This window comes from Kocuria flava (assembly GCF_001482365.1).
Taxonomy (GTDB): Bacteria; Actinomycetota; Actinomycetes; order Actinomycetales; family Micrococcaceae; genus Kocuria; species Kocuria flava.
Genome location: NZ_CP013254.1, coordinates 2404172 through 2428898 on the forward strand (window position 1 = coordinate 2404172; position 24727 = coordinate 2428898).

The window sequence follows — 24727 nt, forward strand, 5'->3', positions numbered from 1 at the left end:
CCCGTCCCCGAACCCCTTCCCACGAGGTGAGCATGAGAGCCTGGTCCGCCCGTCCCGTCCCCGACCTGCCCGGCGAGGCACCCCTGCCGGTCGTGCAGGACACCCGGCTGCGGCGGGCCGTCGCGCTGCCGCGCCAGGAGCGGGCGAGCCTGTACGTGTGCGGGATCACCCCCTACGACGCCACGCACATGGGGCACGCGGCCACCTACGTGGCCTTCGACCTGCTGCACCGGGCCTGGCTCGACGCCGGCACCCCGGTCGACTACGTCCAGAACGTCACCGACGTCGACGACCCCCTGCTCGAGCGCGCCGCCGCGACCGGGGTGGACTGGCGGGAGCTGGCCGCCGAGCAGACGGAGCTGTTCCGCACGGACATGGCCGCCCTCAACGTCCTGCCGCCCCAGCACTACGTGGGGGCCACCGAGTCCGTGGCGTGGATCGTCCCGGCCGTCGAGCAGCTGCTCGAGCGCGGGACGGCCTACCGGGTCCCCGGCACCGGCGGGGAGCCCGACGGCGACGTCTACTTCGACGTGGAGGCCGCCGGCGGGCAGGCGTGGACGCTGGGGGAGATCTCCGGGCTGGACGCCGATCAGATGCTGCCGCTGTTCGCCGAGCGCGGCGGGGACCCCGAGCGCCCGGGCAAGCGCCACCGGCTGGACCCGCTGCTGTGGCGGGCCGCCCGGGACGGGGAGCCCTCCTGGGACGGCGGCGGGCTCGGGCCGGGCCGGCCCGGCTGGCACATCGAGTGCTCCCTGATCGCCCTGCACCACCTGCCCGCCCCCTTCACCGTCCAGGGCGGGGGCTCCGACCTCGTCTTCCCCCACCACGAGATGGGCGCGGGGCACTGCTCGGCCCTGACCGGCCGGCCCATGGCCGAGCACTTCCTGCACACCGGCATGGTCGGGCTCGAGGGCGAGAAGATGTCGAAGTCGCGCGGGAACCTGGTGCTCGTCTCCCGGCTGCGCGCCGAGGGCGTGGAGCCGGCGGCGATCCGCACCGCGATCCTCGCCCACCGCTACCGGGAGGACTGGTCCTGGACCGCCCTGGGCCTGGCCACCGCCGTCGCCCGCCTCGACACCTGGCGCCGCGCCCTGGGCGTGGCCCCGGCCGGGTCCGCGGCCCCGCTGCTGGAGCGGGTGCGCGCCGCCCTGGCCGAGGACCTCGACGCCCCGGCGGCGCTGGCGGCCCTGGACGACTGGGCCGCGGCCGCTCTCACCGGCACCGCCGAGGCCTCGGCCGAGGACGCCGGGCTGGTGCGTGCGCTCGTGGAGGCCCGGCTGGGCCTCGTGCTCTGACACCCGCGCCGGGCCCGGCGGGGGATCCCCGCCGGGCTCAGCGCTCGTCGCGGCGGCGGCGCAGGTAGCGCTCGAACTCCCGGGCGATGGCGTCGCCGGTGGCCTCGGGCAGGTCCGTGGTGTCCTTGGCCTCCTCGAGCTGCTGGACGTAGGCGGCGATCTCCGGGTCGTCGGCGGCCAGCTCGTTGACCCCGCGCTCCCAGGCCTCGGCGTCCTCGGCGATCGTCTCCAGCGGAAGGGTCAGGCTCAGCAGCTCCTCGAGCTCGCGCAGCAGCGCCAGCTCCGCCTTGGGCGAGGGCGACTGCGCGACGTAGTGGGGCACCGCGGCCCACAGGCTCAGCGTGGGGAACCCGCCCAGGGAGGCCATGTGGGAGAGCACCCCCACGATCCCGGTCGGGCCCTCGTACGGGGAGGAGTCGATGTGCAGCTCCTCCTGCAGCTCCTCCGTGTCGGAGGTCTTCGAGACCGGGATCGGGCGGGTGTGCGGGACGTCGGCCAGCAGCGCCCCGACCATCACCACGAAGTCCACGTCCAACAGCGTCGCCTGCTCCAGCAGCTCGGCGGTGAACGCCCGCCACCGGTAGGACGGCTCCCACCCGTGCAGCAGCACCAGGTCCAGGTTCGTGCCCGGCACGCTGGCCGTGGACAGGCGGGTGGTGGGCCAGACGATCTTCACCTCGCCGGTGGCCGCCCGGCGCACGATCGGGCGGGAGAACTGGTAGTCGTAGTAGTCGTCGGAGGAGACCTCGAAGACGTCCCGGGCCCCGAGGTGCTCGGCGAGGAACTTCACCGCGTCGGTGGCCGCGTCCCCGGCGTCGTTCCAGCCCTCGAAGGCGGCGACCAGCACGGTCACGCGCTCCGGGTCCTCGCCCTCGCGGACGACGCCGAAAGGCCCGGCCTGCGGGGCGGGGGGCGTCTCGTCGAATTCGCTCACGCCCCCACCCTACGCTCAGCGCCCCCCGCGACAAGAGGCCCGGTCGGGGCCGGTGCCCGTGTTGCGAGAACTACGATGGGCCCCATGCCCCACCCCGCCGCACCACCCCTGACACCCCCCGGCACGCGCCCGTGCGCGCTGCCCTCGGCCGTGCTCTTCGACATGGACGGCACGCTCGTGGACACCGAGCCCTCCTGGTTCGCCGCCGAGGCCCAGCTCGTCGCCGACCACGGCGGGTCCTGGACCGAGACCGACTCCCTGCGCCTGGTCGGGTGGGGCCTGGAGGACGCCGCCGCCGAGCTGCGCCGGGCCGGGGTGCGGCTGGGGGTGCGCGCGATCGTCGACGAGCTGCTGACCCGCGTCGTGGCCGCCACCCGCGCCCGGACCGTCCACCGCGCCGGCGCCCGCGAGCTCGTCGAGGCCCTGCGCGCCCGGGGCGTGCCGCTGGCCCTGGTCACCAGCAGCGAGGCACCCCTGGCCGAGGTCGTCATCGCCTCCCTCGGCGGCCCCGGCGTCTTCGACGTCGTCGTCACCGGGGACCTCGGCCACCCCGCCAAACCCGCCCCCGACCCCTACCTGCGCGCCGCCGCCGCCCTGTCCCGCCACCCCGCCGGGCCCCCGGACCCGGCCCGCATGCTCGCCGTCGAGGACTCCCGCACCGGCATCCGCTCGGCCACCGCCGCCGGGCTGTGCACGCTCGCCGTCCCCCACCTCGTGCCCGTCGACGACGCCGGGGCCCACCACGTGCTGCCCACCCTCGCCGGGGTCGGCCCCGAGGACCTCGGCCGGCTCGTGGCCCGGGCCCGCCCGTGAGCGGGCCCGCCCCCGCCGCCCCCCGGTCCCCGGGCATCCCCCTGGGACGCATCGGCGGGGTCGCCGTCACCCTGTCCTGGTCCTGGTTCGTCATCGCCGCCGTGACCGTGCTGCTCTACACCCCCGTGCTGCTGCGCGCCTACCCCGGGATGGGCGCCCTCGCCTACGCCGCCGCCCTGGGCTTCGCCGTGACCCTGGCCCTGTCCGTGCTCCTGCACGAGCTCGCCCACGCCTGGACCGGCCGCGCCTTCGGCTGGCCCACCGGCCGGATCGTGCTCACCCTCCTCGGCGGGCACACCCACTTCGGAGAGGTGCGCACCACGCCCCTGGCCTCCGCCGTGGTCTCCCTCGCCGGCCCCGCCGTCAACCTCGCCCTCGCCGCCGCCGGCTGGGCGCTGCTGCGCGCCGCCGACCCCGGCCCCGGCCTCGGCTGGGTCCTGCTCGACCTCACCACCTGGGCCAACCTCATCGTCGGGGTCTTCAACGTCCTGCCCGGCCTGCCCCTGGACGGCGGGCGCGTGGTCGAGGCCCTCGTGTGGGCCGCCACCGGCCGCGAGTCCCGCGGCACCGCCGTGGCCGCCTGGACCGGGCGCGCCCTGGCCGCCGGGCTGCTCGTGTGGGTCGCCGCCACCGGCGCCTGGCGCCACGCCCCCACCCTCGTCGTCACCGTCCTCGTGACCGTGTTCATGTGGCAGGGCGCCACCGCCTCCCTGCGCCAGGCCGCCGTGCTCTCCCGCCTGCACGGGCTCACCGCCGGGTCCCTGGCCCGCACGGCGCTCGCGGTGGACGCCCGGGCCTCCCTGGCCGAGACCGACCGGCGGGTCCTGGACTGGCTGGAGGGGCGCGCCCCGGGCACGGCCGTGCCGCAGGTCGTGGCGGTCGACCCCGACCGGGGGGTCGTGGGGGTCCTCGCCGCCGCGGCGGCCGACGCCGTGCCGGGGCCGCGGCGGGGGGAGACCCCGCTGACGGCGGTCGTGCACGGGGTCGACGCCGACGCCGTGCTCGCCGCGGAGCTGGGGGAGGAGGCGCTGCTGCGCGCCGTCGCCGCCCGCCCCCACCCGCGGTGGGTGGTCACCGCCGCGGACGGGGCGGTCGTGGGGGTGCTCGAGACGGCGGCCCTCGAGCGGCGCCTGACCGGCTGAGCCGCGGGCGGTGACACAATGGGGGCGGGGACCGCGGGGCCGCGCTCCCGTCCCCGTCCGCCCGTGAGCACCACCGCCCCTGGAAGTGAGCCGATGACCCCTCCCGCCGACCCGACCGCGACCGAGACCGCCGCGCCGTCCGCCCCGACCGGGGCCGAGCTGCGGCGGGGGCCCTTCCGCCCCGGCGAGCGCGTGCAGCTGACCGACGAGCGGGGCCGGATGAACACGATCACCCTCGCCGAGGGCGGGGAGTTCCACTCCCACCGCGGCGTGCTGGCCCACCGGGAGCTGATCGGGCACCCGGAGGGAACCGTGGTGGAGAACTCCGCCGGGTTCCGCTACCAGGCGCTGCGCCCGCTGCTGAAGGACTTCGTGCTCTCGATGCCGCGCGGGGCCGCGGTGGTCTACCCGAAGGACGCCGGTCAGATCGTGACCATGGCCGACATCTTCCCCGGCGCCCGGGTCGTGGAGGCCGGGGTGGGCTCCGGGGCGCTGTCGATCTCGCTGCTGCGGGCCGTGGGCGACCGGGGGCGGCTGCACTCCTTCGAGCGGCGCGAGGAGTTCGCCGAGATCGCCCGCGGCAACGTCGAGACGATGTTCGGGGGCCCGCACCCGGCCTGGCGGATCACCCTGGGGGACCTGGCCGAGGAGCTCGGCGCCCACGAGGCCCCCGGCTCGGTGGACCGGGTCGTGCTGGACATGCTCGCCCCCTGGGAGTGCCTCGACGCCGTGGCGCAGGCGCTGACCCCCGGCGGGGTCGTGATCTGCTACGTGGCCACCGTCACCCAGCTCTCCCGCACCGCCGAGGCGCTGCGCGCCGACGGGCGCTTCACCGAGCCCGACGCCTCCGAGACGATGGTGCGCGGCTGGCACGTGGAGGGCCTGGCCGTGCGCCCGGACCACCGCATGGTCGCCCACACCGGGTTCCTGCTCACCGCCCGGCGCCTGGCCGACGGCGCCGAGCGGCTGGCCCCGAAGCGGCGGGCCTCCAAGTCGGAGTTCTCCCAGGAGGACCTCGACGCCTGGACCCCGGTCGCGCTGGGGGAGCGGGAGGCCTCCGACAAGAAGCTGCGCCGGGCCGCCCGCGACGCCCGCTCCCTGGCCGAGCGCGCCGCCGGGGCCGGGCCCGCCGACCGGGACCCGGAGGACGGGACCCCGACCGGCGGGACCCCGGGCGCCGCGGCGCCCGGGCCACCGCAGGCCCCCGCGCCCCACGGCGCTCGCGCGCAGGAGCCCGCGGAGGAGCAGGAGGACCGGCCGTGACCGAGACCCCCCGACCGGCCCCCGCCCACCCCGAGGCCGCCGAGGAGACCCGGCGGGCGCTGACCAACGCCCAGCGGCAGGTCAACATCCTGCGCGACCAGAAGCGGGCCCTGGACAAGCAGCTGGCCACCGCCGGGACGCAGAACCAGAAGCTCGCCCGCCTGCTCGACGCCACCCGCGCCGAGATCCAGCGGCTCAAGCGCGCCCTGGAGAACGACCTCGTGCCGCCGCTGAGCCAGGGCACGGTCCTGGCCGCCAACCCCGGGCGCCGGCCCGTGGGCCAGGACACCGGCTCCGGGCCGGCCGTCACCGACCCCACCCTCGACGTCCTCGTCGCCGGGCGCCGGATGCGCGTGGCCGTGAGCCCCCTCGTGGCCCTCACCGCGTGCGAGCCCGGCCGCCAGGTGCTGCTGGACCAGAACTACGTCGTCGGCGCCGTGCTCGACTACGAGCAGACCGGGGAGATCGCCACCGTCAAGGAGATCGTCGACCACGACCGCGTGCTCACCGTCGGGCGCTCGGACGAGGAGCGGGTGCTGCTGCTGTCCGGGCGGCTGCGCCGGCAGCGCCCCGAGATCGGCGACGCCGTGACCATCGACCACCGCACCGGCTTCGCCCTCGAGCCCGTCGAGCGCACCGACGTCGAGCAGCTCGTGCTCGAGGAGGTCCCGGCCGTCTCCTACGACGACATCGGCGGGCTCGGCCCCCAGATCGAGCAGATCCGCGACGCCGTCGAGCTGCCCTTCGTCCACCCCGACCTCTACCGCGAGCACGGGCTGACCCCGCCCAAGGGCATCCTCCTCTACGGCCCGCCCGGCAACGGCAAGACCCTCATCGCCAAGGCCGTCGCCCGCTCCCTCGCCGAGCGCGCCGCCGACCGCGCCGGGCGCGAGCGGGCCCTGGGCTACTTCCTCAACATCAAGGGCCCCGAGCTGCTGGACAAGTACGTCGGGGAGACCGAGCGCCAGATCCGCGCGATCTTCCTGCGCGCCCGCGAGCAGGCCGCCCGCGGCATCCCCGTCGTCGTGTTCTTCGACGAGATGGACTCCCTCTTCCGGGTGCGCGGCTCCGGGCTGTCCTCCGACGTCGAGACCACCATCGTCCCCCAGCTGCTCACCGAGATCGACGGCGTGGAACGGCTCGACAACGTCATCGTCATCGGCGCCACCAACCGCGAGGACATGATCGACCCCGCCGTGCTGCGCCCCGGGCGCCTGGACGTGAAGATCCGCATCGACCGCCCCGACGCCGCCGGCGCCCGCGAGATCCTGCGCCTGTACGTCACCGAGGACCTGCCCCTGGCCGAGCACGAGGTCACCGCCGCCGGCTCCCGCCCCGGCGCCGTCGCCGCCCTCGTCGACGCCGCCGTCGAACGCATGTACGAACGCAGCCCCGAGACGCAGTTCCTCCACCTGAGCTACCGCGACGGCACCGAGGAGACCCTCCACTTCCGCGACTTCACCTCCGGGGCCGTGATCCGCAACGTCGTCGACCGCGCCAAGAAGCAGGCCATCAAGGACCTGCTCACCACCGGCCGCCGCGGCCTGACCCGCGAGCACCTCGTGCGCGCCGTCGACGAGGAGTTCCACGAGCAGCAGGACCTGCCCAACACCGCCAACCCCGAGGACTGGGCCCGCATCTCCGGACGCCGCGGCGACACCATCACCGACCTGCGCGTGGTCCTCCACCGCGACCCCCACCCCTCCGGCCCCCGGGAGGAGACCCCGTGAGCGTCCACCGCGTCATGGGCGCCGAGACCGAGTACGGCGTCCTCGCCCCCGCCCACCCCGCCGCCAACCCCGCCGTGCTCTCCACCCAGGTCGTCACCGCCTACGCCGCCCTCGTCCGCCGCCGCCTCGGCGCCACCGGCACCACCACCGGCTGGGACTACCACGGCGAGCAGCCCCTCACCGACGCCCGCGGCCACACCCTCGCCCGCGAGCACGCCCGCCCCGACCAGCTCACCGACACCGCCCCCGTGCTCACCGCCGAAGAGATCGCCGCCGAGGCCCTCACCGAGACCGGCCTGTGGGCCGAGGACACCGCCCACCGGCCCGTCACCAACACCGTCCTGCCCAACGGCGCCCGCCTCTACGTCGACCACTCCCACCCCGAGTACTCCTCCCCGGAGGTCACCACCCCCCGCGACGCCCTGCGCTGGGACGCCGCCGGCGACCGCATCGCCCTCGAGGCCGTGCGCGCCCTCGCCGCCTCCGCCGAGCACACCGGCCTGCCCGCCGTGAACCTCTACAAGAACAACACCGACAACAAGTCCGTCTCCTACGGCGCCCACGAGAACTACCTCGTGCCCCGCTCCGTGCCCTTCCCCGACCTCGCCGCCGGCCTCCTGCCCTTCTTCGCCTCCCGCCAGGTCCTCTGCGGCGCCGGCCGCGTCGGCCTCGGCCCCCGCGGCGAGCGCCCCGGCTTCCAGATCTCCCAGCGCGCCGACTTCTTCGAGCGCGAGATCGGCCTCGAGACCACCGTCCACCGCCCCCTCGTCAACACCCGCGACGAACCCCACGCCGACCCCGGCCACCACCGCCGCCTGCACGTGATCATCGGCGACGCCAACCTCGCCCACACCTCCACCCTCCTGAAGTTCGGCACCACCGCCCTCGTGCTCGGGCTCATCGAGGCCGGCGCCGCCCCCGACGCCGCGCTCGCCGACCCCGTCGCCGCGCTGCGCACCATCAGCCACGACCCCCACCTGCGCGCCACCGTGCCCCTGCGCGACGGCCGCGAGCTCACCGGCGTGCAGCTGCAGCGGCTCTACCTCGACGCCGCCCGCGCCCACGAGCACGCCGGCGGCACCCCCGACGAGGACACCCGCGAGGTCCTCGACCTGTGGGCGGAGGTCCTCGACGCCCTCGAGACGGACCCCCTCTCCCTCGCCGACCGCCTCGACTGGGTCGCCAAGCACGCCCTGCTCCTGGGCTACCGCCGCCGCGACGGCCTCGCCTGGGACGACCCCCGCATGACCCTCGTCGACCTCCAGTACCACGACGTCCGCCCCGAGAAGAGCCTCCACCACCGCCTCGTCGCCGCCGGACGGATGCGCACCCTCCTCGACGGCCACCGGATCGCCGAGGCCGCCGACCGGCCCCCCGAGGACACCCGCGCCTGGTTCCGCGGCCGCCTCGTCGCCCGCTTCCCCGACGCCGTCGCCGCCGCCAACTGGGACTCCGTCTCCCTCACCCTGCCCACGCCCCCCGGCACCGCCCCGCGCGGGGCCCGCATCACCATGCCCGAACCCCTCGCCCTCACCCGGCCCGAGACCGACGCCCTGCTCGGGGCCGCCACCGGCGCCGAGGACCTCGTCACCGCCCTCGCCGCGGCCCACCCCGGCCTCGTGCGCACCGGCGCCCTCGGCTGAGACCACCCACCGCACCCACCAGGAGGACCCCCATGGCCCAGGAACGCATCTTCGGCACCGGCGAGCGCCGCCGCGAGGACACCGACCTGCCCGACCCCGCCCCGGCACCCACCGCCCCCACCGCGCAGACCACCCCCACCACCGGCACCACCGACGACCTCCTCGCCGAGATCGACGGCGTCCTCGAGACCAACGCCGAGGAGTTCGTCAAGGGCTTCGTGCAGAAGGGCGGCCAGTAGCCCCCATGGACCGCAGGATCTACGGCATCGAGACCGAGTTCGGCCTCGCCCACAGCGCCCCCCGCGCCCGCCCCCTGCCCCCCGAGGAGGCCGCCCGCCGCCTCTTCGCCCCCGTCGTCGCCTGGGGCCGGTCCTCCAACGTGTTCCTGCCCAACGGCGGCCGCCTCTACCTCGACGTCGGCTCCCACCCCGAGTACGCCACCGCCGAGTGCGCCACCCTCGAGGACCTCGTCGCCCAGGACAAGGCCGGCGAGCTGATCCTCGACGACCTCCGCCGCCGCGCCGAGCACGCCCTCGCCGAGGAAGGAGCGCCCGGCAGCCTCTACCTGTTCAAGAACAACGTCGACTCCCGCGGCAACTCCTTCGGCTCCCACGAGAACTACCTCATCGCCCGCCGCACCGGCTTCCCCCGCCTGCTCGCCGTGCTCATCCCCTTCCTCGTCACCCGCCAGCTGCTCGTCGGCGCCGGGAAGCTCCACCCCACCGGCCCCGAGCAGTTCGGCACCACCGCCCTCGGCACCCCCGGCGCCCCCAGCTACTCCTTCTCCCAGCGCGCCGACCACATCTGGGAGGCCTCCTCCTCCGCCACCACCCGCTCCCGGCCCCTCATCAACACCCGCGACGAACCCCACGCCGACCCCCAGCACCACCGCCGCCTGCACGTGATCGTCGGGGACTCCACCATGTCCCAGACCACCACCGCCCTGCGCATCGGCACCACCGACCTCGTCCTGCGCATGATCGAGGCCGGGCGCATCATGCCCGACCGCACCCTCGCCGACCCCGTCCGCGCCCTGCGCGAGATCTCCCACGACCTCACCGGCACCACCCGCGTCGCGCTCGCCGACGGCAGCCGCCGCTCGGCCCTGGACCTGCAGCGCGAGCACCTCGAGGCCGCCCGCGACTTCGTGGACCGGGAGGGCGCCCACCACGACCGCGTCCCGTGGGTGCTCGACCTGTGGGAGCGCGGCCTCGAGGCCGTCGCCCGCCGGGACGCCTCCGCGGTGGACACCGAGCTGGACTGGGCGATCAAGCGCCGGCTGCTCGACGACTACGCCGCCCGCCACGGCCTCGACGAGGCCTCCCCGCGGCTGGCGCAGCTCGACCTCGCCTACCACGACACCGCCCCGGGGCGGGGGCTGTTCGACCTGCTCGAGCGCCGCGGCCTCGCCGCCCGCTTCGTGCCGGCCGAGCGGGTCGAGGCGGCCACCCGCACGCCCCCGCCCACCCGGGCGGCCGTGCGCGGGCGCTTCGTGGAGGCCGTGGTGGCCTCGGGCCACCACTACACGGTCGACTGGGTGCACCTGAAGGTCAACGACCGCGCCCAGCGCACCGTCGTGTGCCAGGACCCCTTCGCGGCCGTCAGCGCCGAGGCCGACGCCCTCATCGACTCCCTGCGCCCCGCCGGCGCGGGCCCGGCCGCGCCCCACGGGGACACCCCCGTGCTCTGAGCGCCGGGCCCGTCCAGGCGGCGTCCAGCGCCCTGCACTAGGCTGGGCGCGGCCGCCGACGGCCCGTGCCGCCCCACCCGTTCCCCCCGGAGGAAGAAACCTGTGCGAAAGACCCTGACCACCACCGGTGCCGCCCTGTCCCTTGCGCTCGTGCTGGCGGGCTGCTCCGGTCCCGGCGTCGACTCCGTCGAGCTCGAGGGCGACCCGGCCGAGGGCACCGCGCCCTCCGTGTCCTTCGAGACGCCGATGAACGTCGAGGAGGCCGGGGCCAAGGTCCTGCGCGAGGGCGAGGGGGAGGAGCTCGGCGAGGGCGACACCATCCTGCTGCAGGCGGCCCTGTTCAAGGGCTCGGACGGCTCCTCGATCGGCGAGACCTACTCCCAGGGCGCCGGCCAGGTGCTGCGCGTGGAGGAGGGGCTCAAGGAGTCCATCCCCGAGATGTACGACGCCCTCGTGGACGCCAGGGAGGGCGCGATCATCGCCTACTCCTCCCCGCAGACGGCCGGGGCCGCCGGCGACGAGTCCACCTCCGTGGAGGTCTACGAGGTCGTCAAGAAGATCCCCGCCGGCGTGGAGGGCGAGATGGAGGACGTCCCGAAGGGCCTGCCGGAGGTGACCGAGAACGAGGAGGGCGTCCCGCAGATCGCGAAGCCCGAGGGCAAGGCCCCCGGCAAGCTCGTCTCGGAGTACCTCATCGAGGGCGACGGCGAGGAGGTCGCCGAGGGCGACACGGTCGTGGCCAACTACGTCGGCGTCGCCTGGTCCGACGGCAAGACCTTCGACTCCTCCTACGAGAACGGCACCCCCGCCGCCTTCGCCCTGGACAACGTCATCGAGGGCTGGCAGAAGGGCCTGGTCGGGAAGAAGACCGGCTCCCGCGTGGTCCTGTCCGTCCCGGTCGACCAGGCCTACGGCACGAAGAAGGAGCTGGGGAAGGACTCGACCTACCCGGCCGGCTCGCTGCTGTTCGTCGTCGACGTCCTCGCCGCCGTCGACACCCCGGAGGCCCCCGCCGCCGAGCCCACCGGCGAGCCCTCCGCCGCCCCGTCCGGGAAGGCCGGCGGGTCCGGGGAGTAGCCTCCCGTCCGCTATCGTGGCCCGGTGGGGCTCCGGCCCCGCCGCGGGGCCGGAGCCCCGCGTCCTCCCACCGGCGGCCGACCGGCCGCCCCGACCCCTCCAGGAGCAGCCATGTCCTTCGGAGAGCGCAAGCTCGACCGCACCAAGCCGGAGATCGACTTCCCCGAGGGGGAGGCCCCCACCGAGCTGGTGATCACCGACCTGATCGAGGGCACCGGCGCCGAGGCGACCGCGGGCAAGCAGATCTCCTGCCACTACGTCGGGGTGACCTTCTCCGGCGGCGAGGAGTTCGACGCCTCCTGGAACCGCGGTCAGCCCCTGGACTTCACCGTGGGCATCGGCCAGGTCATCCAGGGCTGGGACCAGGGCCTGCTGGGGATGCGGGTCGGCGGGCGCCGCCGCCTCGAGATCCCTGCCGCGATGGCCTACGGCTCCCGGGGCGCCGGCGGGGTCATCGGCCCCGACGAGGCGCTGATCTTCGTGGTGGACCTCCTCGACGTCCGCTGAGGACCCCCCGGATGGCAGCCCGATCGACGGAGCGGCTTCTCAACCTGCTCATCGCCCTGGTCTCCCGCGAGCGCGGGTACACGCGCGCCGAGCTTCGGGAGGCCGTTCCGTCGTACGCGGAGTCCGCCTCGGAGGAGGCGTTCGAGCGGATGTTCGAGCGCGACAAGGCCGAGCTGCGCGATCTGGGCTACCCCATCGAGGAGGTCGCCGACGACCCCCTCTTCCCGGACGACACCCACGGGCACCGGTACCGGATCCCGCGCGGGTCCTTCACGCTGCCGCCGCTGCGCTTCACCGCCGAGGAGTCGGCGGTGCTCGCCCTGGCCGCCAACGCCTGGACGGACGCCTCCCTGGGGGAGCTCGCCCGCCGGGCGCTGCGCAAGCTCGAGCCCGCGATCGACGGCCTGCCCGACGACGACGCCCCGCCGCTGCTGCAGCCCACGCTCACCGCCCACGAGCCGTCCTTCGAACCGCTGCTCTCGGCGGTGGTCCGCCACCGCGAGGTCCGCTTCGACTACCTCGCCCGCTCCACCGACACCCTGACCACCCGCCGGGTGCGCCCGTGGGGGATCGGCTCCCGCTACGGCAACTGGTACGTGGTGGGCTGGGACCTCGACCGGCAGGACTCGCGGACCTTCCGGCTGTCGCGGATCGTCTCCGACGTGACGGTCACGCGGCGGCAGTTCGACCCGCCGGCGGACTTCTCCATGAACGAGGCGCTGTCCGCGATGGTCTCCCACGCCCCCGCGCGCACCGTCGCGGTCCTGGCCCGCCCCGGCCACGCCCTGATGCTGCGGCGCATGGCCTCGACCTGCGAGGCCGGCGCCGGCCCCGGGGGCGCCGACGTGCTGCACATCCCCTTCGCCGAGACCGAGATCCTCGCCGAGGAGATCGCCGCGGCAGGTCCCGGCGTCGTCGTGCCCGCCGAGGGGGACGGCACCGCCCCGACCCTGCAGGCCGAGGTCCGCGCCGCCGTGGTGCGCCGCCTGCGGGCGGCCGCCGCCGCGCACGCGCGCTTCCGCGGGGTCGAGGTCGACTGGACGGTGCGCTCCCGCAAGGCCACCCGCAACAAGCTCTCGACGGCCGACCACCTCTCCCGGCTGCTGGAGATCGTCCGGTGGGTCTACGCCCACCAGGGCGCCGAGCTGGAGGAGACCGCCCGCCGCTTCGGGATCACCGACCAGGAGCTGATCGCCGACCTCAACACCCTGTTCGTGTGCGGCAAGCCCGGGCACATGCCCGACCAGCTCATCGACGCCTCCTGGGACGACGGCCACGTCTACCTCTCCAACGCCGACGAGCTCTCCGACCCCGTGCGGCTGACGCAGCCGGAGGCCTCGGCGCTGCTGGTGGGGCTGCAGACCCTGCGCACCGTCCCCGGCGGGGACTCCGAGGCGGTGGCCTCGGCCATCGCGAAGGTCGCCGGCGCGGCCGGGGACGCCACCGGGCTGGCCAACGCGGTCGGCGCCCGGCCCACGACCGACGCCCCCGCCGCGGCCCTGGCCGACGTCATGGCCACCGTGCGCCGGGCCGTGGAGCAGGGGCGGCGGCTGCGGATCCGCTACGTGGTGCCCTCCCGCGACGAGCTCACCGAGCGGGTGGTCGACCCCGTGCAGGTGTTCTCCTCCAACACCCACTGGTACGTGCGCGCCTGGTGCCTGGAGGCCGAGGGGATGCGCAGCTTCCGCCTGGACCGGATCTCCTCGGTCGAGGACGCCGGACCGGCGGGGGAGCGCCCGGCCGCGGCCCGGGACGCCGCCGGGGCGCTGCCCCCGGCCCCGGGCACCCCGGACACCGTCGAGGTGGTGCTGATCACCGACCGGCGCAGCCGGTGGATCGCCGACCAGTACCACGCCGTGCGCACCGCCGTGGTCCGCCCCCCGGACGCCCCGCGCACCGGCCCGGCCGGGGAGCACGAGGCGGCGCTCGTCGGGTTCCAGACCGCCGAGGCCGTCTGCTCGCTGGTCACCCGCTACGGCGGGCAGCTGGCCGTGGCCGGACCGGAGGCCGTGGCCGAACAGGTCGAACTCTGGGTGAACTCTGCGCTGACGGGCTACGACGGGGCCGGGGCCGGGTGAGCGCCGCGCCTATACTGGGGGTCATGCTCTGGTGGTCCTGGGTCCTGCTGTGGACGGTGCTCGTCCTGGCCGGTGCCGTGGTCCTGGGGCTGCTGCTCTGGCGGGTCGTGCGCCGCGGCCTGGCCGTGCTGCACGAGGCGGAGTCCGCGGCCGAGGACCTCGGCGGCCGCTGGGACGCCGCCGCCGTGGCGCGCCCCGTGCGCCCGCGGCCCGAACCGGCCGTCCTCACACCCGTGGGGCAGGCCCTGGCCGACTACCGCCTCGGCCGCGACCGACGATCGACCGCCCGTCTGCAGCGCCGCATCGAGCGCAAGGACCGCGCGGGCCGGCCCCAGCGGATCAGCGACCTCCGCCGGGCCGAACGGAAAGGAATCCTCCATGGGTAGATTGTTCGACAGCCCGGTGATGCTGCTCATCATCCTGCTGGTCGTCCTGCTGCTCTTCGGCGCCCCCAAGCTCCCGGGCATGGCCCGCAGCCTCGGCCAGTCGATGCGCATCTTCAAGTCCGAGGTGAAGGAGATGAAGAAGGACGACGAGCCCGCGGGCCGGACCACCGTGGTCGAGGGCGAGACCCGCGACCCGGCCGACCCGCGCCCGGCCGACCCGCGCCCCGCCGCCGACCCGCGCCCGCCGCGGGACCCGGACGAGCGCCCCGGCAGCTCCCCGGCCTGAGCGCCGGTCACGGCTCCGCCTTCCCCGCCCGGCGGGGGGGGCGGAGCCGCGCGCGCCCCGTCCCCGCCCGCACCCGTCGCCCCGAGGTCCCATGCCACCGCACAGCCCCCGCGCCCCCAAGAAGCCCCGGTCCCGGCGCCGGTCCAACCCGGAGGCGCAGATGGCCCTGGCGGAGCACCTGCGGGAGCTGCGCAACCGCACGATCAAGGCCGCCGTGGCCACCGTCCTGGGCATGGTCGGCGGCTTCCTGCTCTACGAGCCGTTCATGGCCTACATCACCGAGCCGCTGCAGCGGCTCACGGAGGCCGAGGGCCGCGAGGCCACCATCAACTACTCGGCCGTGGGCTCGCCCTTCAGCCTCATGGTCGAGGTCTCCTTCGTCCTGGGCCTCGTGCTGGCCAGCCCGGTGTGGCTCTACCAGCTCTGGGCGTTCGTCACCCCCGCGCTGCACCGGCGCGAGCGCCGCTACGCGATCGGGTTCCTGCTCGCCGCCGTGCCGCTGTTCCTCGCCGGGGCCGGGACCGCGGTGCTGACCCTGCCCGCGGCGGTCTACGCGCTGACGGCCTTCACCCCCGCGGGCGGGCTGAACCTGGTCGACGCCCTGTCCTACCTGCGCTTCTTCCTCCAGCTCATCCTCACCTTCGGCGTCGCCTTCGTGCTGCCGGTGTTCCTGGTGGGGCTGAACATGCTGGGGGTGCTCTCCGGGCGCACGATCCTGCGCAGCTGGCGGGTCGTGGTGGTGCTCGTCATGCTCGTCTCGGCCATGGCCGCCCCGGGCCCGGACCCCATGACGATGTTCTACCTCGCCGTGCCCCTGCTCGCGCTGTTCTTCGTCGCCGTCGTCCTGTGCCTGCTGCTGGACCGGCGGCGGGCGCGGCGGGAGGCCCGCCGCGCGGCCGCGACCGGGGCCGGCGCCGACGCCGCGACCGCCGCCGAGGACCTCGACCGGCTCGGCCGCGACCCCGAGGAGCACCCCGGCGCCTGACCGGACCCAGCCCGCCCCTCGGCACGGCGCTCGGCCCGACCCGGCACCCGCCCCGGGAGCTGTTCCGCCCCCGGGAACGGACTCGCCCCCTTCGGGCGCGGCCCGCGGTGCCGTTCCCGGACGGGCCCGCCGCCCGGCCCGTCCGGGGCCGCTCGGCCCCTCGCGAACGGGGCGGCCCGCGGGCCCGGCGGGCGCCTGCCCGGCGATAGGGTGGGACCATGTCCTCCCACGCCGACCGTTACCTCGCCGCCAAGCAGCGCGCCGCCCACGCGAGGACGGAGCTGGCGGCGTTCCAGCAGCGCCTGGACTTCGCGATGGACGACTTCCAGCTCGAGGCCTGCCGCAGCCTCGAGGACGGCCGCGGGGTGCTCGTGGCCGCCCCCACCGGGGCCGGCAAGACGGTGGTGGGGGAGTTCGCCGTGCACCTGGCGCTGGCGAGGGGGCAGAAGGCCTTCTACACGACCCCCATCAAGGCGCTGAGCAACCAGAAGTTCCACGAGTTCGCCCGCGCCTTCGGCGCCGGGCGCGTGGGCCTGCTCACCGGCGACACCTCCGTGAACTCCGAGGCCGACGTCGTGGTGATGACCACCGAGGTCCTGCGGAACATGCTCTACGCCGACTCCCCGACGCTGCGGAACCTCGGGTTCGTGGTCATGGACGAGGTCCACTACCTCGCCGACCGCTTCCGCGGCGCCGTGTGGGAGGAGGTCATCCTGCACCTGCCCGAGTCCGTGCAGCTGGTCTCCCTCTCGGCGACCGTCTCCAACGCCGAGGAGTTCGGGGCGTGGCTGGACACCGTGCGCGGGGACACCGACGTCGTCGTCTCCGAGCACCGCCCCGTGCCCCTGTGGCAGCACGTGCAGGTCGGCAGCCGGCTGCTGGACCTGTTCGTGGACGACACCACGGTCGAGGAGGCCGCCGAGCGCCTCGGCCGCGACGAGCCCGAGGTCAACCCCGAGCTGCTGCAGCTGGCGCGCGCCGAGCACCCGCGCGGGGGCCGCCGCGGCGGCCGCGGGCCCGGCGGGCGCTCCCGCGACCGCAACGCCCGCCGCAACGGCGGCGAGGGCTTCCGGCCCTCGCCCGAGACCCGGCGGGTCTCCCGCCCGCAGCTGATCCGCCGCCTCGACGCGGAGGGGCTGCTGCCGTGCATCACGTTCATCTTCTCCCGCGCCGGCTGCGACGCCGCCGTGGAGCAGTGCCTGGCCGCGGACGTCCGCCTGACCACCGACCGGGAGCAGCAGACCATCCGCGCCCGCGTCGCCGAGGCCGCCGCGACACTGGAGACCGCCGACCTCAACGTCCTCGGCTTCCACGAGTGGCGCGACGGGCTGCTGCGCGGCGTCGCCGCCCACCACGCCGGGATGCTGCCGGCGTTCAAGGAGCTCGTCGAGCAGCTGTTCGCCGACGGGCTCGTCAAGGCCGTCTTCGCCACCGAGACCCTCGCCCTGGGCATCAACATGCCCGCCCGCTCCGTCGTGCTCGAGAAGCTCGACAAGTTCAACGGCGAGGCCCGCGTGGACATCACGCCGGGGGAGTACACCCAGCTCACCGGCCGCGCCGGGCGGCGCGGGATCGACGTCGAGGGCCACGCGGTGGTGCTCTGGCAGCCCGGCATGGACCCCCGCGCCGTGGCCGGGCTCGCCTCCAAGCGCACCTACCCGCTGAACTCCAGCTTCCGGCCGACCTACAACATGTCGGTCAACCTCGTCGCCCAGTTCGGGGCCGAGCGCTCCCGCAGCATCCTCGAGGCCTCCTTCGCCCAGTTCCAGGCCGACCGCTCCGTGGTCGGGCTCGCCCGCCGGGTCCGCTCCCAGGAGGAGTCGCTCAAGGGCTACGAGGAGGCCATGACCTGCCACCTCGGGGACTTCGGCGAGTACTTCGGCCTGCGCCGGGAGCTCAAGGAGGCCGAGAAGGCCGCGGAGAGGACCGACTCCCGCCGGCGCCGCTCCGACGCCGTGGCCTCCCTGCACGACCTGCTGCCCGGCGACGTCATCGACATCCCGCGCGGGCGCAACGCCGGCTACGCCGTGGTCCTGTCCACCGACACCCACCGCGACGACCCCCGGCCCTCGATCCTCACGATCGACCACCAGGTGCGCCGGGTCGGGGCCCAGGACCTCGACGGCCCGCTCGAACCGGTCTCGCGCATCCGCGTGCCCAAGCACTTCACGGGCAAGACCCCCAAGGAGCGCCGCGACCTCGCCTCCTCCGTGCGCGCCGCCCTGCGCGAGCACCGCCCCCCGCGCCCCGGCGCCGCCCGCCCGCACGCCGCCCAGTTCGACCGCGGCACCTCCTCGGCCGAGCGCCGCATCACCGAGCTGCGCCGGGCCCTGCGCGCCCACCCCTGCCACGGCTGCTCCGACCGCGAGCAGCACGCCCGCTGGGCCGAGCGCTGGTGGAGCCTGCGCCGGGAGACCGACGGCCTGGCCCGCCAGATCGCCGGCCGCACCAACACGATCGCCAAGACCTTCGACCGGGTCTCGCAGGTCCTCACGTCCTTCGGCTACCTCGAGACCCGCCCCGACGGCGAGGTGCGGCCCACCCGCGCCGGGGAGCAGCTGCGCCGGATCTACGGCGACCGCGACCTGCTGCTGGCGCTGAGCCTGCGCGACGGCTTCCTCGACGGCCTCGACCCCGCCTCCACCGCCGCGGTCGTGACCCTGCTGGCCTACCAGGCCAAGCGCGAGGAGCAGGGCTTCCAGCCCGTGCTGCCCTCCGCGGCCATGGACCGCTCCGCCCGCACGGTGGTGCGCAACTGGTCGCTGCTCACCGACCGGGAGACCGAGCACCAGCTGCGCCCCACCGCCGAGCCGGACTTCGGCCTCGTCGAGCCCATGCACCGCTGGGCCCGGGGCGCGTCCCTGGCCACGGCGCTGGCCGGCACCGAGCTGGCCGCCGGCGACTTCGTGCGCTGGGCCAAGCAGGTGGTCGACGTGCTCGACCAGCTCGCCAAGATCGACCTGCTCGACGAGTCCGTGCGCACCCGGTGCCGCCGCGCCATCGACCTGGTCCGCCGCGGCGTCGTGGCCCACTCGGCCTTCGACGACTGAGCCCCGCCCCGCCCCGAGAAGGAGACCCGTGCGTCCCGACCTGCCCGCCCCGCCCGCCCGGCCCGTGCTCTACCGCAACGGCTCGGTCTACAGCCCGGCCGACCCGTTCGCCTCCGCGGTGCTCGTCGACGGCGCCCGGATCGCCTGGGTCGGCTCGGAGGAGGCGGCCTCGTCGATCCAGGATCCCGGGATGGACGTCGTCGACCTCGACGGCGCGCTGCTGGCCCCCGCCTTCGTCGACTCCCACGTCCACGTCACCGAGACCGCCCTGGCCCTGTCCACCCTCGACCTCTCCGGCGCCGGCGGTCTGCAGGAGCTGCTCGACGCGGTCGCCGCCGCGGCCGGGACCGGCACGGGCGTGCTCCTGGGCTCCGGCTGGGACGAGTCGGGCTGGCCCGAGCGCCGGGCCCCGCGCGCCGAGGAGCTCGAGCGCGCCGCCGGCGGGCGCGAGGTCTACCTCACCCGCGTGGACGTGCACTCCGGGGTCGTCTCCACCGGCCTGGCCCACCGGCTGGGCCTGCCCGGCACCGCCGGCTGGCACGAGGACGGCCGCGTCGAGGACGCCGCCCACGACCGGGTCCGCACCGCCGTCCTCGACCTCGACGACGGCCGGCGCACCGAGCTGCACCGGCTCGCCCTGCGCCACGCCGCCTCCCGGGGGTACGCGGCCCTCGCCGAGAACAGCGCCCCGCAGGTCGCCCCGCTCCAGGACCTCGTGCGCCTGGTCGCCCTGGCCAACCACGGCGTCGGCGCCGAGGAGCCCCTGCCCCGGGTCCTGCCGTACCTCGGGGAGCTCGTGGCCGACGCCGAGGGCGCCCGAGCCGTGACCGGACGCTTCGACGAGGCCCTCGCACAGCTGCTCGGGCGCCCCGTGCGCCGGGGCGAGTCGCTGATCGGCCTCGCCGGGGACCTGTGCGTCGACGGTGCCCTCGGCTCGCGCACCGCGGCCCTGCGGGAGCCCTACGCCGACGCCCCGGGCAGCACGGGCCGGACCTACCTCGACGCCGGGCAGATCGGCGCCCACCTGGCCGCCACGACCGAGGCCGGTCTGCAGGGCGGCTTCCACGTCATCGGCGACGCCGCCATGGACGCGGTCCTCGAGGGGCTCGACCGCGCGGCCGAGCGCGTGGGGGAGCGGGCCCTGCGCGCCGCGGGGCACCGCCTCGAGCACGCCGAGATGGTCGACGCCGAGGGCGTCGAGCAGCTGGCCCGCGCGTCCGTGACCGTCTCCGTCCAGCCCGGCTTCGACGCCGCCTGGGGCGGACCCGGCGGGCTCTACGAGCAGCGCCTCGGCCCCGGCCGCGCCGCCGGAATGAACCCGCTGGCCGCCTTCCACCGGGCCGGGGTGCCCGTGACCCTGGGCAGCGACGCCCCCGTGGTGGGCCTGTCCCCGTGGGAGACCGTCCGGGCCTGCCTCGCCCACCACGACCCCGGGCAGCGGATCTCCGCGCGCGCGGCGTTCCTGGCCTCCACCCGCGGGGCCTGGCGGGCCGCCCGCACCCCCGACCCCATGCAGGGCCAGCTCGCCCCCGGCACGCCGGCGACCTTCGCCGTGTGGGACGTCGAGGCGCTCGTGGTGCAGCAGGCCGAGGGCACCGGTGCCGCCTGGAGCACCGACCCCCGCGCCCGCACGCCGCTGCTGCCCGCTCTGGACACGGACCGCCTGCCCGAGTGCCGGCGCACCGTCCTCGACGGCGTGGAGCTCTACCGCGCCGACGCCTGACGCGTCCCCGCCGTGCCCGCGGCGTTCTTGGCCGCGGGCACGGTGCAGGATAGGCTGGGCAACTGCTGCCGGGTGGGCCCGCTCGTCCGTAGAAAACAGGTTCGTGTCCCCTCAGGGCGGACCTGGTCCGAAGGCGAGAGGGCCTGCCCTGTGGTCTGTCCGAACCCCGAAAGGACCCCGCCCGGTGCGCGTACTGACCGTCATCCCCACCTACAACGAGCGCGAGTCGCTGCCGACCGTGATGCGCCGGCTGCGCCAGGCCGTGCCGGAGGGCCACGTGCTCGTGGTGGACGACAACAGCCCCGACGGGACCGGCCGGCTGGCCGACGGGATCGCCGCCGCCGACGCCAACGTCCACGTGCTGCACCGCGCGGGCAAGGAGGGCCTGGGGGCCGCCTACATCGCCGGCTTCCGCTGGGGCCTGGAGCGCGACTACGACGTCCTGGTCGAGATGGACGCCGACTGCTCCCACCAGCCCGAGCAGCTTCCCCTGCTCCTGGACGCCGTCGAGCGCGGCGCCGACCTTGCCATCGGCTCGCGCTACGTCCCCGGCGGGCGGACCGTGAACTGGCCGCTGCAGCGCCAGCTGCTCTCGCGCGGCGGCAACCTCTACGCCCGCACGCTGCTGGGCTCGCGGATCAACGACATCACCGCCGGGTACCGGGCCTTCCGCCGGGAGACCCTGGAGCGGATCGGCCTGGACTCCGTGGACTCCAAGGGCTACTGCTTCCAGATCGACCTCGGCTGGCGCACCGAGCGCGCCGGGCTCACCGTCGTCGAGGTGCCGATCACCTTCGTGGAGCGCGCCGAGGGCGTGTCCAAGATGAGCCCGGACGTCACCCGCGAAGCCGTGGTCCGCGTCGCCCAGTGGGGCCTGGGCGCCCGGGCGCGCACGCTCGCGCGGAAGCTGGGCCGCGCGGGCTGAAACCCACCGTCCGCCCGGGTCGTGCCGGGACCCGGCCACCACGTGCAGGAGGCCCCCACCCGTCGCGGGTGGGGGCCTCCTGCACGTGCGCGGGGCGGCGCGCTCAGATCGCGTGCTTCTCCCGGTAGTACTCGATGCGCTGCTGCAGGATCTCCTCCAGCTCGTCCACGCTGCGCCGCTCGAGGAGCATGTCCCAGTGCGTGCGCTGGTGCTTCTCGTTCGGGTTCTCGGGCTTCTCGCCGTTGACGATCACGGCTTCCTTGCCGCTCTTGGAGACCCACACGGGCGGGATCTCGGCCTCCGCGGCGAACGTCACCACGACCTTCTCGCCGTCGGCGGTGCGGTACTCCACGCGCTGGCGCGGCGCCGGCTCGACGCCGGCCTCGGTCTCCATGGACTGGGAGCCCAGGCGCATTCCCCTGAGGCTGCGGTCGCTCATGCTGGTGGTTCCTCCATTGGCTGGTCGGTGGTCTTCGGGCGTCCGGCGCGCCACGGGGCGTGCCCTGCGCCGGCGCTCCGGCGGCCGGCGCGCGGCCGGGGTCCGGACAGTGCAACGCGGGAGCGGGCGCGGATGTTCCCCGGGCGCCCCGGTCGGTGCCGGTCGGGGCCCGTCCGGGGCGCAGGGCCGCAGAGCGGACCGGTGCCGATCCGCCGCGCGGCCGCGGTCCGGCGGTCCGGAGCCGCGCGACCGGACGCCGGCACGCGGCTCCGGCCGCCGCGCCGGGTGCAGCAGCGCGGGTCCTACCGTCCGGGACCGTTCCCTCCGGACCCCGGCGTCCCCGGACCGGTCTCCCCGGCGCCCGGCACGCCGTCACCGCGCTCGTCGTCGAGCGCCGGGCGCCCGGGCACGGGGTCCTCGAGCACCACGGGGGCGTCGGGGTCGATGCTCGAGGGGCCGGGGACCGTGAAGGCGTCCGGGTCGACCGTGGTGCGCTCGAGGTCGGGGCGCAGGTCCTCGTCGGTGACCCGGACCTCGACGGGCTCCACGATCGGCTCGTCCGCCGGGACGTCCTCGGGCTCGGGCTCCGCGGCGGGTCCGTCCTCGTCGGGCCCGCCGGCGTCCGCGTCGGGGCGGGAGAGGAACTCGCCGACCCCGCGCAGGGCGTCGCCCAGCTCCGCGGGGATCATCCAGACCTTGTTGGCGCTGCCCTCGGCGACCTTCGGCAGCGTCTGGATGTACTGGTAGGCCAGCAGCTTCTGCGTGGGCCGGGCCCGGTGGATCGAGTCGAAGACCTTGCGGATGGCCTGCGCCTCGCCGTCGGCGCGCAGGATCGCGGCCTTCGCGTCGCCCTCCGCGGAGAGGATCGCCGCCTGCCGCTCGCCCTCGGCCGTGAGGATGCTCGCCTGCTTGTCGCCCTCCGCCGTGAGGATCGCCGCGCGGCGGTCCCGCTCGGCGCGCATCTGCTTCTCCATGGAGTCCTGGATGGAGGGCGGGGGAGTGATCTCCTTGATGTCCACGCGCGAGACGCGGATGCCCCACCGGCCCGTCGTCGAGTCCAGCACCCCGCGCAGCTCGGCGTTGATCTGGTCGCGGGAGGTCAGGGCCTCCTCGAGGTTCAGCCCGCCGACGACGTTGCGCAGCGTCGCCGAGGTCAGCTGGTCCACGGCCTGGATGTAGTCGACGATCTCGTAGGTCGCCGCCCGCGGGTCGGTGACCTGGAAGTAGACGACCGTGTCGATCCCGACCACGAGGTTGTCCTCGGTGATCACGGACTGGGCCGGGAAGGACTGCACCTGCTCGCGCAGGTCGATCAGCGGCAGGAGGCGGTCGACGAAGGGCACGAGGAAGTGCAGGCCGGGGGTGAGCGTGGTGCGATACTTGCCCAGGCGCTCGACCACGCCGGCGCGGGCCTGGGGGATGATCCGCACCGAGCGGACCAGCACGATCACCGCCAGGACGACCAGCAGGGCGAGCAGGACGATCACGGCGAGGTCCACGGGGGCTCCTTCTCGGCGGTGGGCCGGGGTCGGCGGTGGTGCGGGCCGGCGGCCGGGTGGGCCGCCGGCCCCGGGTGCGGCGGTGCCGGTGCGGACCGGGCGCCGGGGTGGTCGGGTCGGGACGAGGTCGGCGGGACGTCAGTAGGACGGGCGCGGGGCGGGGCGGCCGTCGGCGGCCGCGGCGGGGTACGGGGCGACGAGGGCGGTGGCCCCCTCGATGTCGTGGACCCAGGCGTCGGAGCCGGCCGGCAGCGGCTCCCCGGTCACCGAGCGGGCGCTCCAGCTCTCGCCCTCGAGCCGGACCAGGCCGCCGCGGTCGGTCACGGCCTCGAGGACCTGGCAGGGCAGCCCGATCAGGCGGTCGGTGTTGGAGGCGGTGTCCGGGGTGGACCGGTTGAGCCGGCGCAGCGCGACCGGCCGCACGAGGAAGATCAGCAGCACCGAGGTCACGGCGAAGGCCACGACCTGGAGCACGAAGCTGTCCGTGACCCAGCTGAGCCCGAAGGCCAGCAGCGCGGCCGTGGCCATCATGAGGAAGAGGAAGTCCAGGGTCAGCAGCTCGACCGCCGCCAGGACGACCACGGCGATCAGCCAGAACAGCCAGGCGTTCTCGGCCAGCCACTCCCACATGCCGATCCCGCCCTCCCGCTCGTCCGGACCTGTTCCCCCATTGTGCCGCAGACCACCGACAGGGTCCCGCAGCGGCGCGGCGTCCCCGGAATAGCGGCTGTCGTGCCCGCGTTGAGATCTCTACTGTGGGGTCACCGTCCACCGGGCGCGGCCGGTGCCCTCACCGCTCCACGTCCGGCCGGAACGGAAGGAGGCACCGGATGCGACCCCTGACCTCGGTGGCGGTCTCCGCCGCGGGCGCCTGGCTCGCGGGCAGCGCGACGGCCGTGCTCGGCCTGTCCGTGCTCCGCTCCCGGCTGCCCTCCGTCATGACCCGCTGGCTCGCCGCCGAGCCCGACGTCGAGCGGGCCGTGGTGCTGCTCGGCACGGGGGAGTGCGGCCCGGGTGACCGGCGGGCCGAGCGGCTGCGCGCCCGCCTGGAGGCCCACTACGGCCGGCCCGTGGTCTACGTCGACCTCACCGTCCGGCCCGGGACCTCGGCGCGCCAGGCAGCCCGCACGCGCGAGCTGGCCCGCAGCTTCCACGCCGACCACGTGCTCGACCACGACGTCGAGGGCCGGGACGCGCCCCGGGCGGCCGCGGACTGCTGAATCCGCGCCACCCGGGGGCGCCGCCGCGCGCCGGCGGCCCGG

The 24727-nt window shown here is 75.6% G+C and carries 22 protein-coding genes; 18 read left to right on the forward strand and 4 right to left on the reverse strand.

Annotation, left to right across the window (positions count from 1 at the left end):
- The first annotated feature begins 32 nt into the window (after positions 1–32).
- Positions 33–1295, forward strand: a complete 1263-nt coding sequence (gene mshC, locus AS188_RS10740) for a cysteine--1-D-myo-inosityl 2-amino-2-deoxy-alpha-D-glucopyranoside ligase (protein WP_058858844.1) — start codon at positions 33–35, stop codon at positions 1293–1295.
- 37 nt (positions 1296–1332) lie between these two features.
- Here the strand turns inward: mshC and AS188_RS10745 are convergent, their stop codons facing one another.
- Positions 1333–2229: a PAC2 family protein gene (locus AS188_RS10745; RefSeq protein WP_058858845.1), complete on the reverse strand. Its 897-nt coding sequence runs from the start codon at positions 2227–2229 to the stop codon at positions 1333–1335.
- An 84-nt stretch (positions 2230–2313) separates the two neighbouring features.
- On the opposite strand from AS188_RS10745, the gene AS188_RS10750 reads away from it, so the two are divergent.
- From AS188_RS10750 to AS188_RS10825, 16 genes are all read left to right on the forward strand, one after another.
- Entirely contained in the window at positions 2314–3042 is a 729-nt protein-coding gene (locus tag AS188_RS10750; RefSeq protein WP_058858846.1) for an HAD family hydrolase, read from the forward strand.
- Positions 3039–4184, forward strand: coding sequence for a site-2 protease family protein (locus AS188_RS17690; protein ID WP_058858847.1), 1146 nt, complete (start codon positions 3039–3041; stop codon positions 4182–4184). Before AS188_RS10750 ends, AS188_RS17690 begins: the two co-directional genes overlap by 4 nt.
- A 93-nt stretch (positions 4185–4277) precedes the next feature.
- Complete coding sequence (locus AS188_RS10760) at positions 4278–5447, forward strand: tRNA (adenine-N1)-methyltransferase (RefSeq protein WP_083529402.1); 1170 nt, start codon at positions 4278–4280, stop codon at positions 5445–5447.
- On the forward strand, positions 5444–7177 hold the full coding sequence (gene arc, locus AS188_RS10765) for a proteasome ATPase (protein WP_058858848.1): 1734 nt from the start codon (positions 5444–5446) through the stop codon (positions 7175–7177). Before AS188_RS10760 ends, arc begins: the two co-directional genes overlap by 4 nt.
- A complete protein-coding gene (gene dop, locus AS188_RS10770) occupies positions 7174–8820 on the forward strand; it encodes a depupylase/deamidase Dop (protein ID WP_058858849.1) in 1647 nt (548 codons plus the stop codon). The genes arc and dop overlap by 4 nt, the downstream gene beginning before the upstream one ends.
- Positions 8821–8852: 32 nt before the next feature.
- Positions 8853–9059 carry a ubiquitin-like protein Pup gene (locus tag AS188_RS10775; RefSeq protein WP_058858850.1) on the forward strand — a complete coding sequence of 69 codons (207 nt, stop codon included), beginning with the start codon at positions 8853–8855 and terminating at the stop codon, positions 9057–9059.
- A 5-nt stretch (positions 9060–9064) separates the two neighbouring features.
- The gene (pafA, locus tag AS188_RS10780; RefSeq protein ID WP_058858851.1) at positions 9065–10510 is read left to right on the forward strand and encodes a Pup--protein ligase; all 1446 of its coding nucleotides are present in this window, start codon (positions 9065–9067) and stop codon (positions 10508–10510) included.
- 102 nt (positions 10511–10612) lie between these two features.
- Entirely contained in the window at positions 10613–11587 is a 975-nt protein-coding gene (locus AS188_RS10785) for an FKBP-type peptidyl-prolyl cis-trans isomerase (protein ID WP_058858852.1), read from the forward strand.
- A 111-nt stretch (positions 11588–11698) separates the two neighbouring features.
- Entirely contained in the window at positions 11699–12094 is a 396-nt protein-coding gene (locus tag AS188_RS10790; protein WP_058858853.1) for an FKBP-type peptidyl-prolyl cis-trans isomerase, read from the forward strand.
- Between the two features lie 11 nt (positions 12095–12105).
- A complete protein-coding gene (locus AS188_RS10795; RefSeq protein WP_058858854.1) occupies positions 12106–14172 on the forward strand; it encodes a helix-turn-helix transcriptional regulator in 2067 nt (688 codons plus the stop codon).
- 23 nt (positions 14173–14195) lie between these two features.
- Complete coding sequence (locus tag AS188_RS10800) at positions 14196–14558, forward strand: hypothetical protein (RefSeq protein WP_058858855.1); 363 nt, start codon at positions 14196–14198, stop codon at positions 14556–14558.
- Positions 14551–14844 (forward strand): Sec-independent protein translocase subunit TatA, encoded by a 294-nt coding sequence (gene tatA, locus AS188_RS10805; protein ID WP_058858856.1) that lies wholly within the window; start codon positions 14551–14553, stop codon positions 14842–14844. Before AS188_RS10800 ends, tatA begins: the two co-directional genes overlap by 8 nt.
- Positions 14845–14935: 91 nt before the next feature.
- Positions 14936–15829 carry a twin-arginine translocase subunit TatC gene (gene tatC / locus AS188_RS10810; protein ID WP_058858857.1) on the forward strand — a complete coding sequence of 298 codons (894 nt, stop codon included), beginning with the start codon at positions 14936–14938 and terminating at the stop codon, positions 15827–15829.
- 218 nt (positions 15830–16047) lie between these two features.
- Positions 16048–18879: a DEAD/DEAH box helicase gene (locus AS188_RS10815; RefSeq protein WP_058858858.1), complete on the forward strand. Its 2832-nt coding sequence runs from the start codon at positions 16048–16050 to the stop codon at positions 18877–18879.
- A gap of 28 nt (positions 18880–18907) precedes the next feature.
- The gene (locus AS188_RS10820; protein WP_058858859.1) at positions 18908–20602 is read left to right on the forward strand and encodes an amidohydrolase; all 1695 of its coding nucleotides are present in this window, start codon (positions 18908–18910) and stop codon (positions 20600–20602) included.
- 184 nt (positions 20603–20786) lie between these two features.
- Positions 20787–21527: a polyprenol monophosphomannose synthase gene (locus AS188_RS10825; RefSeq protein ID WP_058858860.1), complete on the forward strand. Its 741-nt coding sequence runs from the start codon at positions 20787–20789 to the stop codon at positions 21525–21527.
- Positions 21528–21630: 103 nt separating this feature from the next.
- On the opposite strand, the gene AS188_RS10830 is transcribed toward AS188_RS10825, so the two are convergent.
- The 3 genes from AS188_RS10830 to AS188_RS10840 form a co-directional block, all read right to left on the reverse strand.
- Positions 21631–21966, reverse strand: a complete 336-nt coding sequence (locus tag AS188_RS10830; protein WP_058858861.1) for an RNA polymerase-binding protein RbpA — start codon at positions 21964–21966, stop codon at positions 21631–21633.
- 302 nt (positions 21967–22268) lie between these two features.
- Positions 22269–23465 carry an SPFH domain-containing protein gene (locus AS188_RS10835; protein WP_058858862.1) on the reverse strand — a complete coding sequence of 399 codons (1197 nt, stop codon included), beginning with the start codon at positions 23463–23465 and terminating at the stop codon, positions 22269–22271.
- 138 nt (positions 23466–23603) lie between these two features.
- Positions 23604–24095 (reverse strand): NfeD family protein, encoded by a 492-nt coding sequence (locus tag AS188_RS10840; RefSeq protein ID WP_058858863.1) that lies wholly within the window; start codon positions 24093–24095, stop codon positions 23604–23606.
- 200 nt (positions 24096–24295) lie between these two features.
- Here AS188_RS10840 and AS188_RS16950 point away from each other — a divergent pair, with 200 nt between their 5' ends.
- Entirely contained in the window at positions 24296–24685 is a 390-nt protein-coding gene (locus AS188_RS16950) for a hypothetical protein (RefSeq protein ID WP_058858864.1), read from the forward strand.
- The last annotated feature ends 42 nt before the right edge of the window (positions 24686–24727 follow it).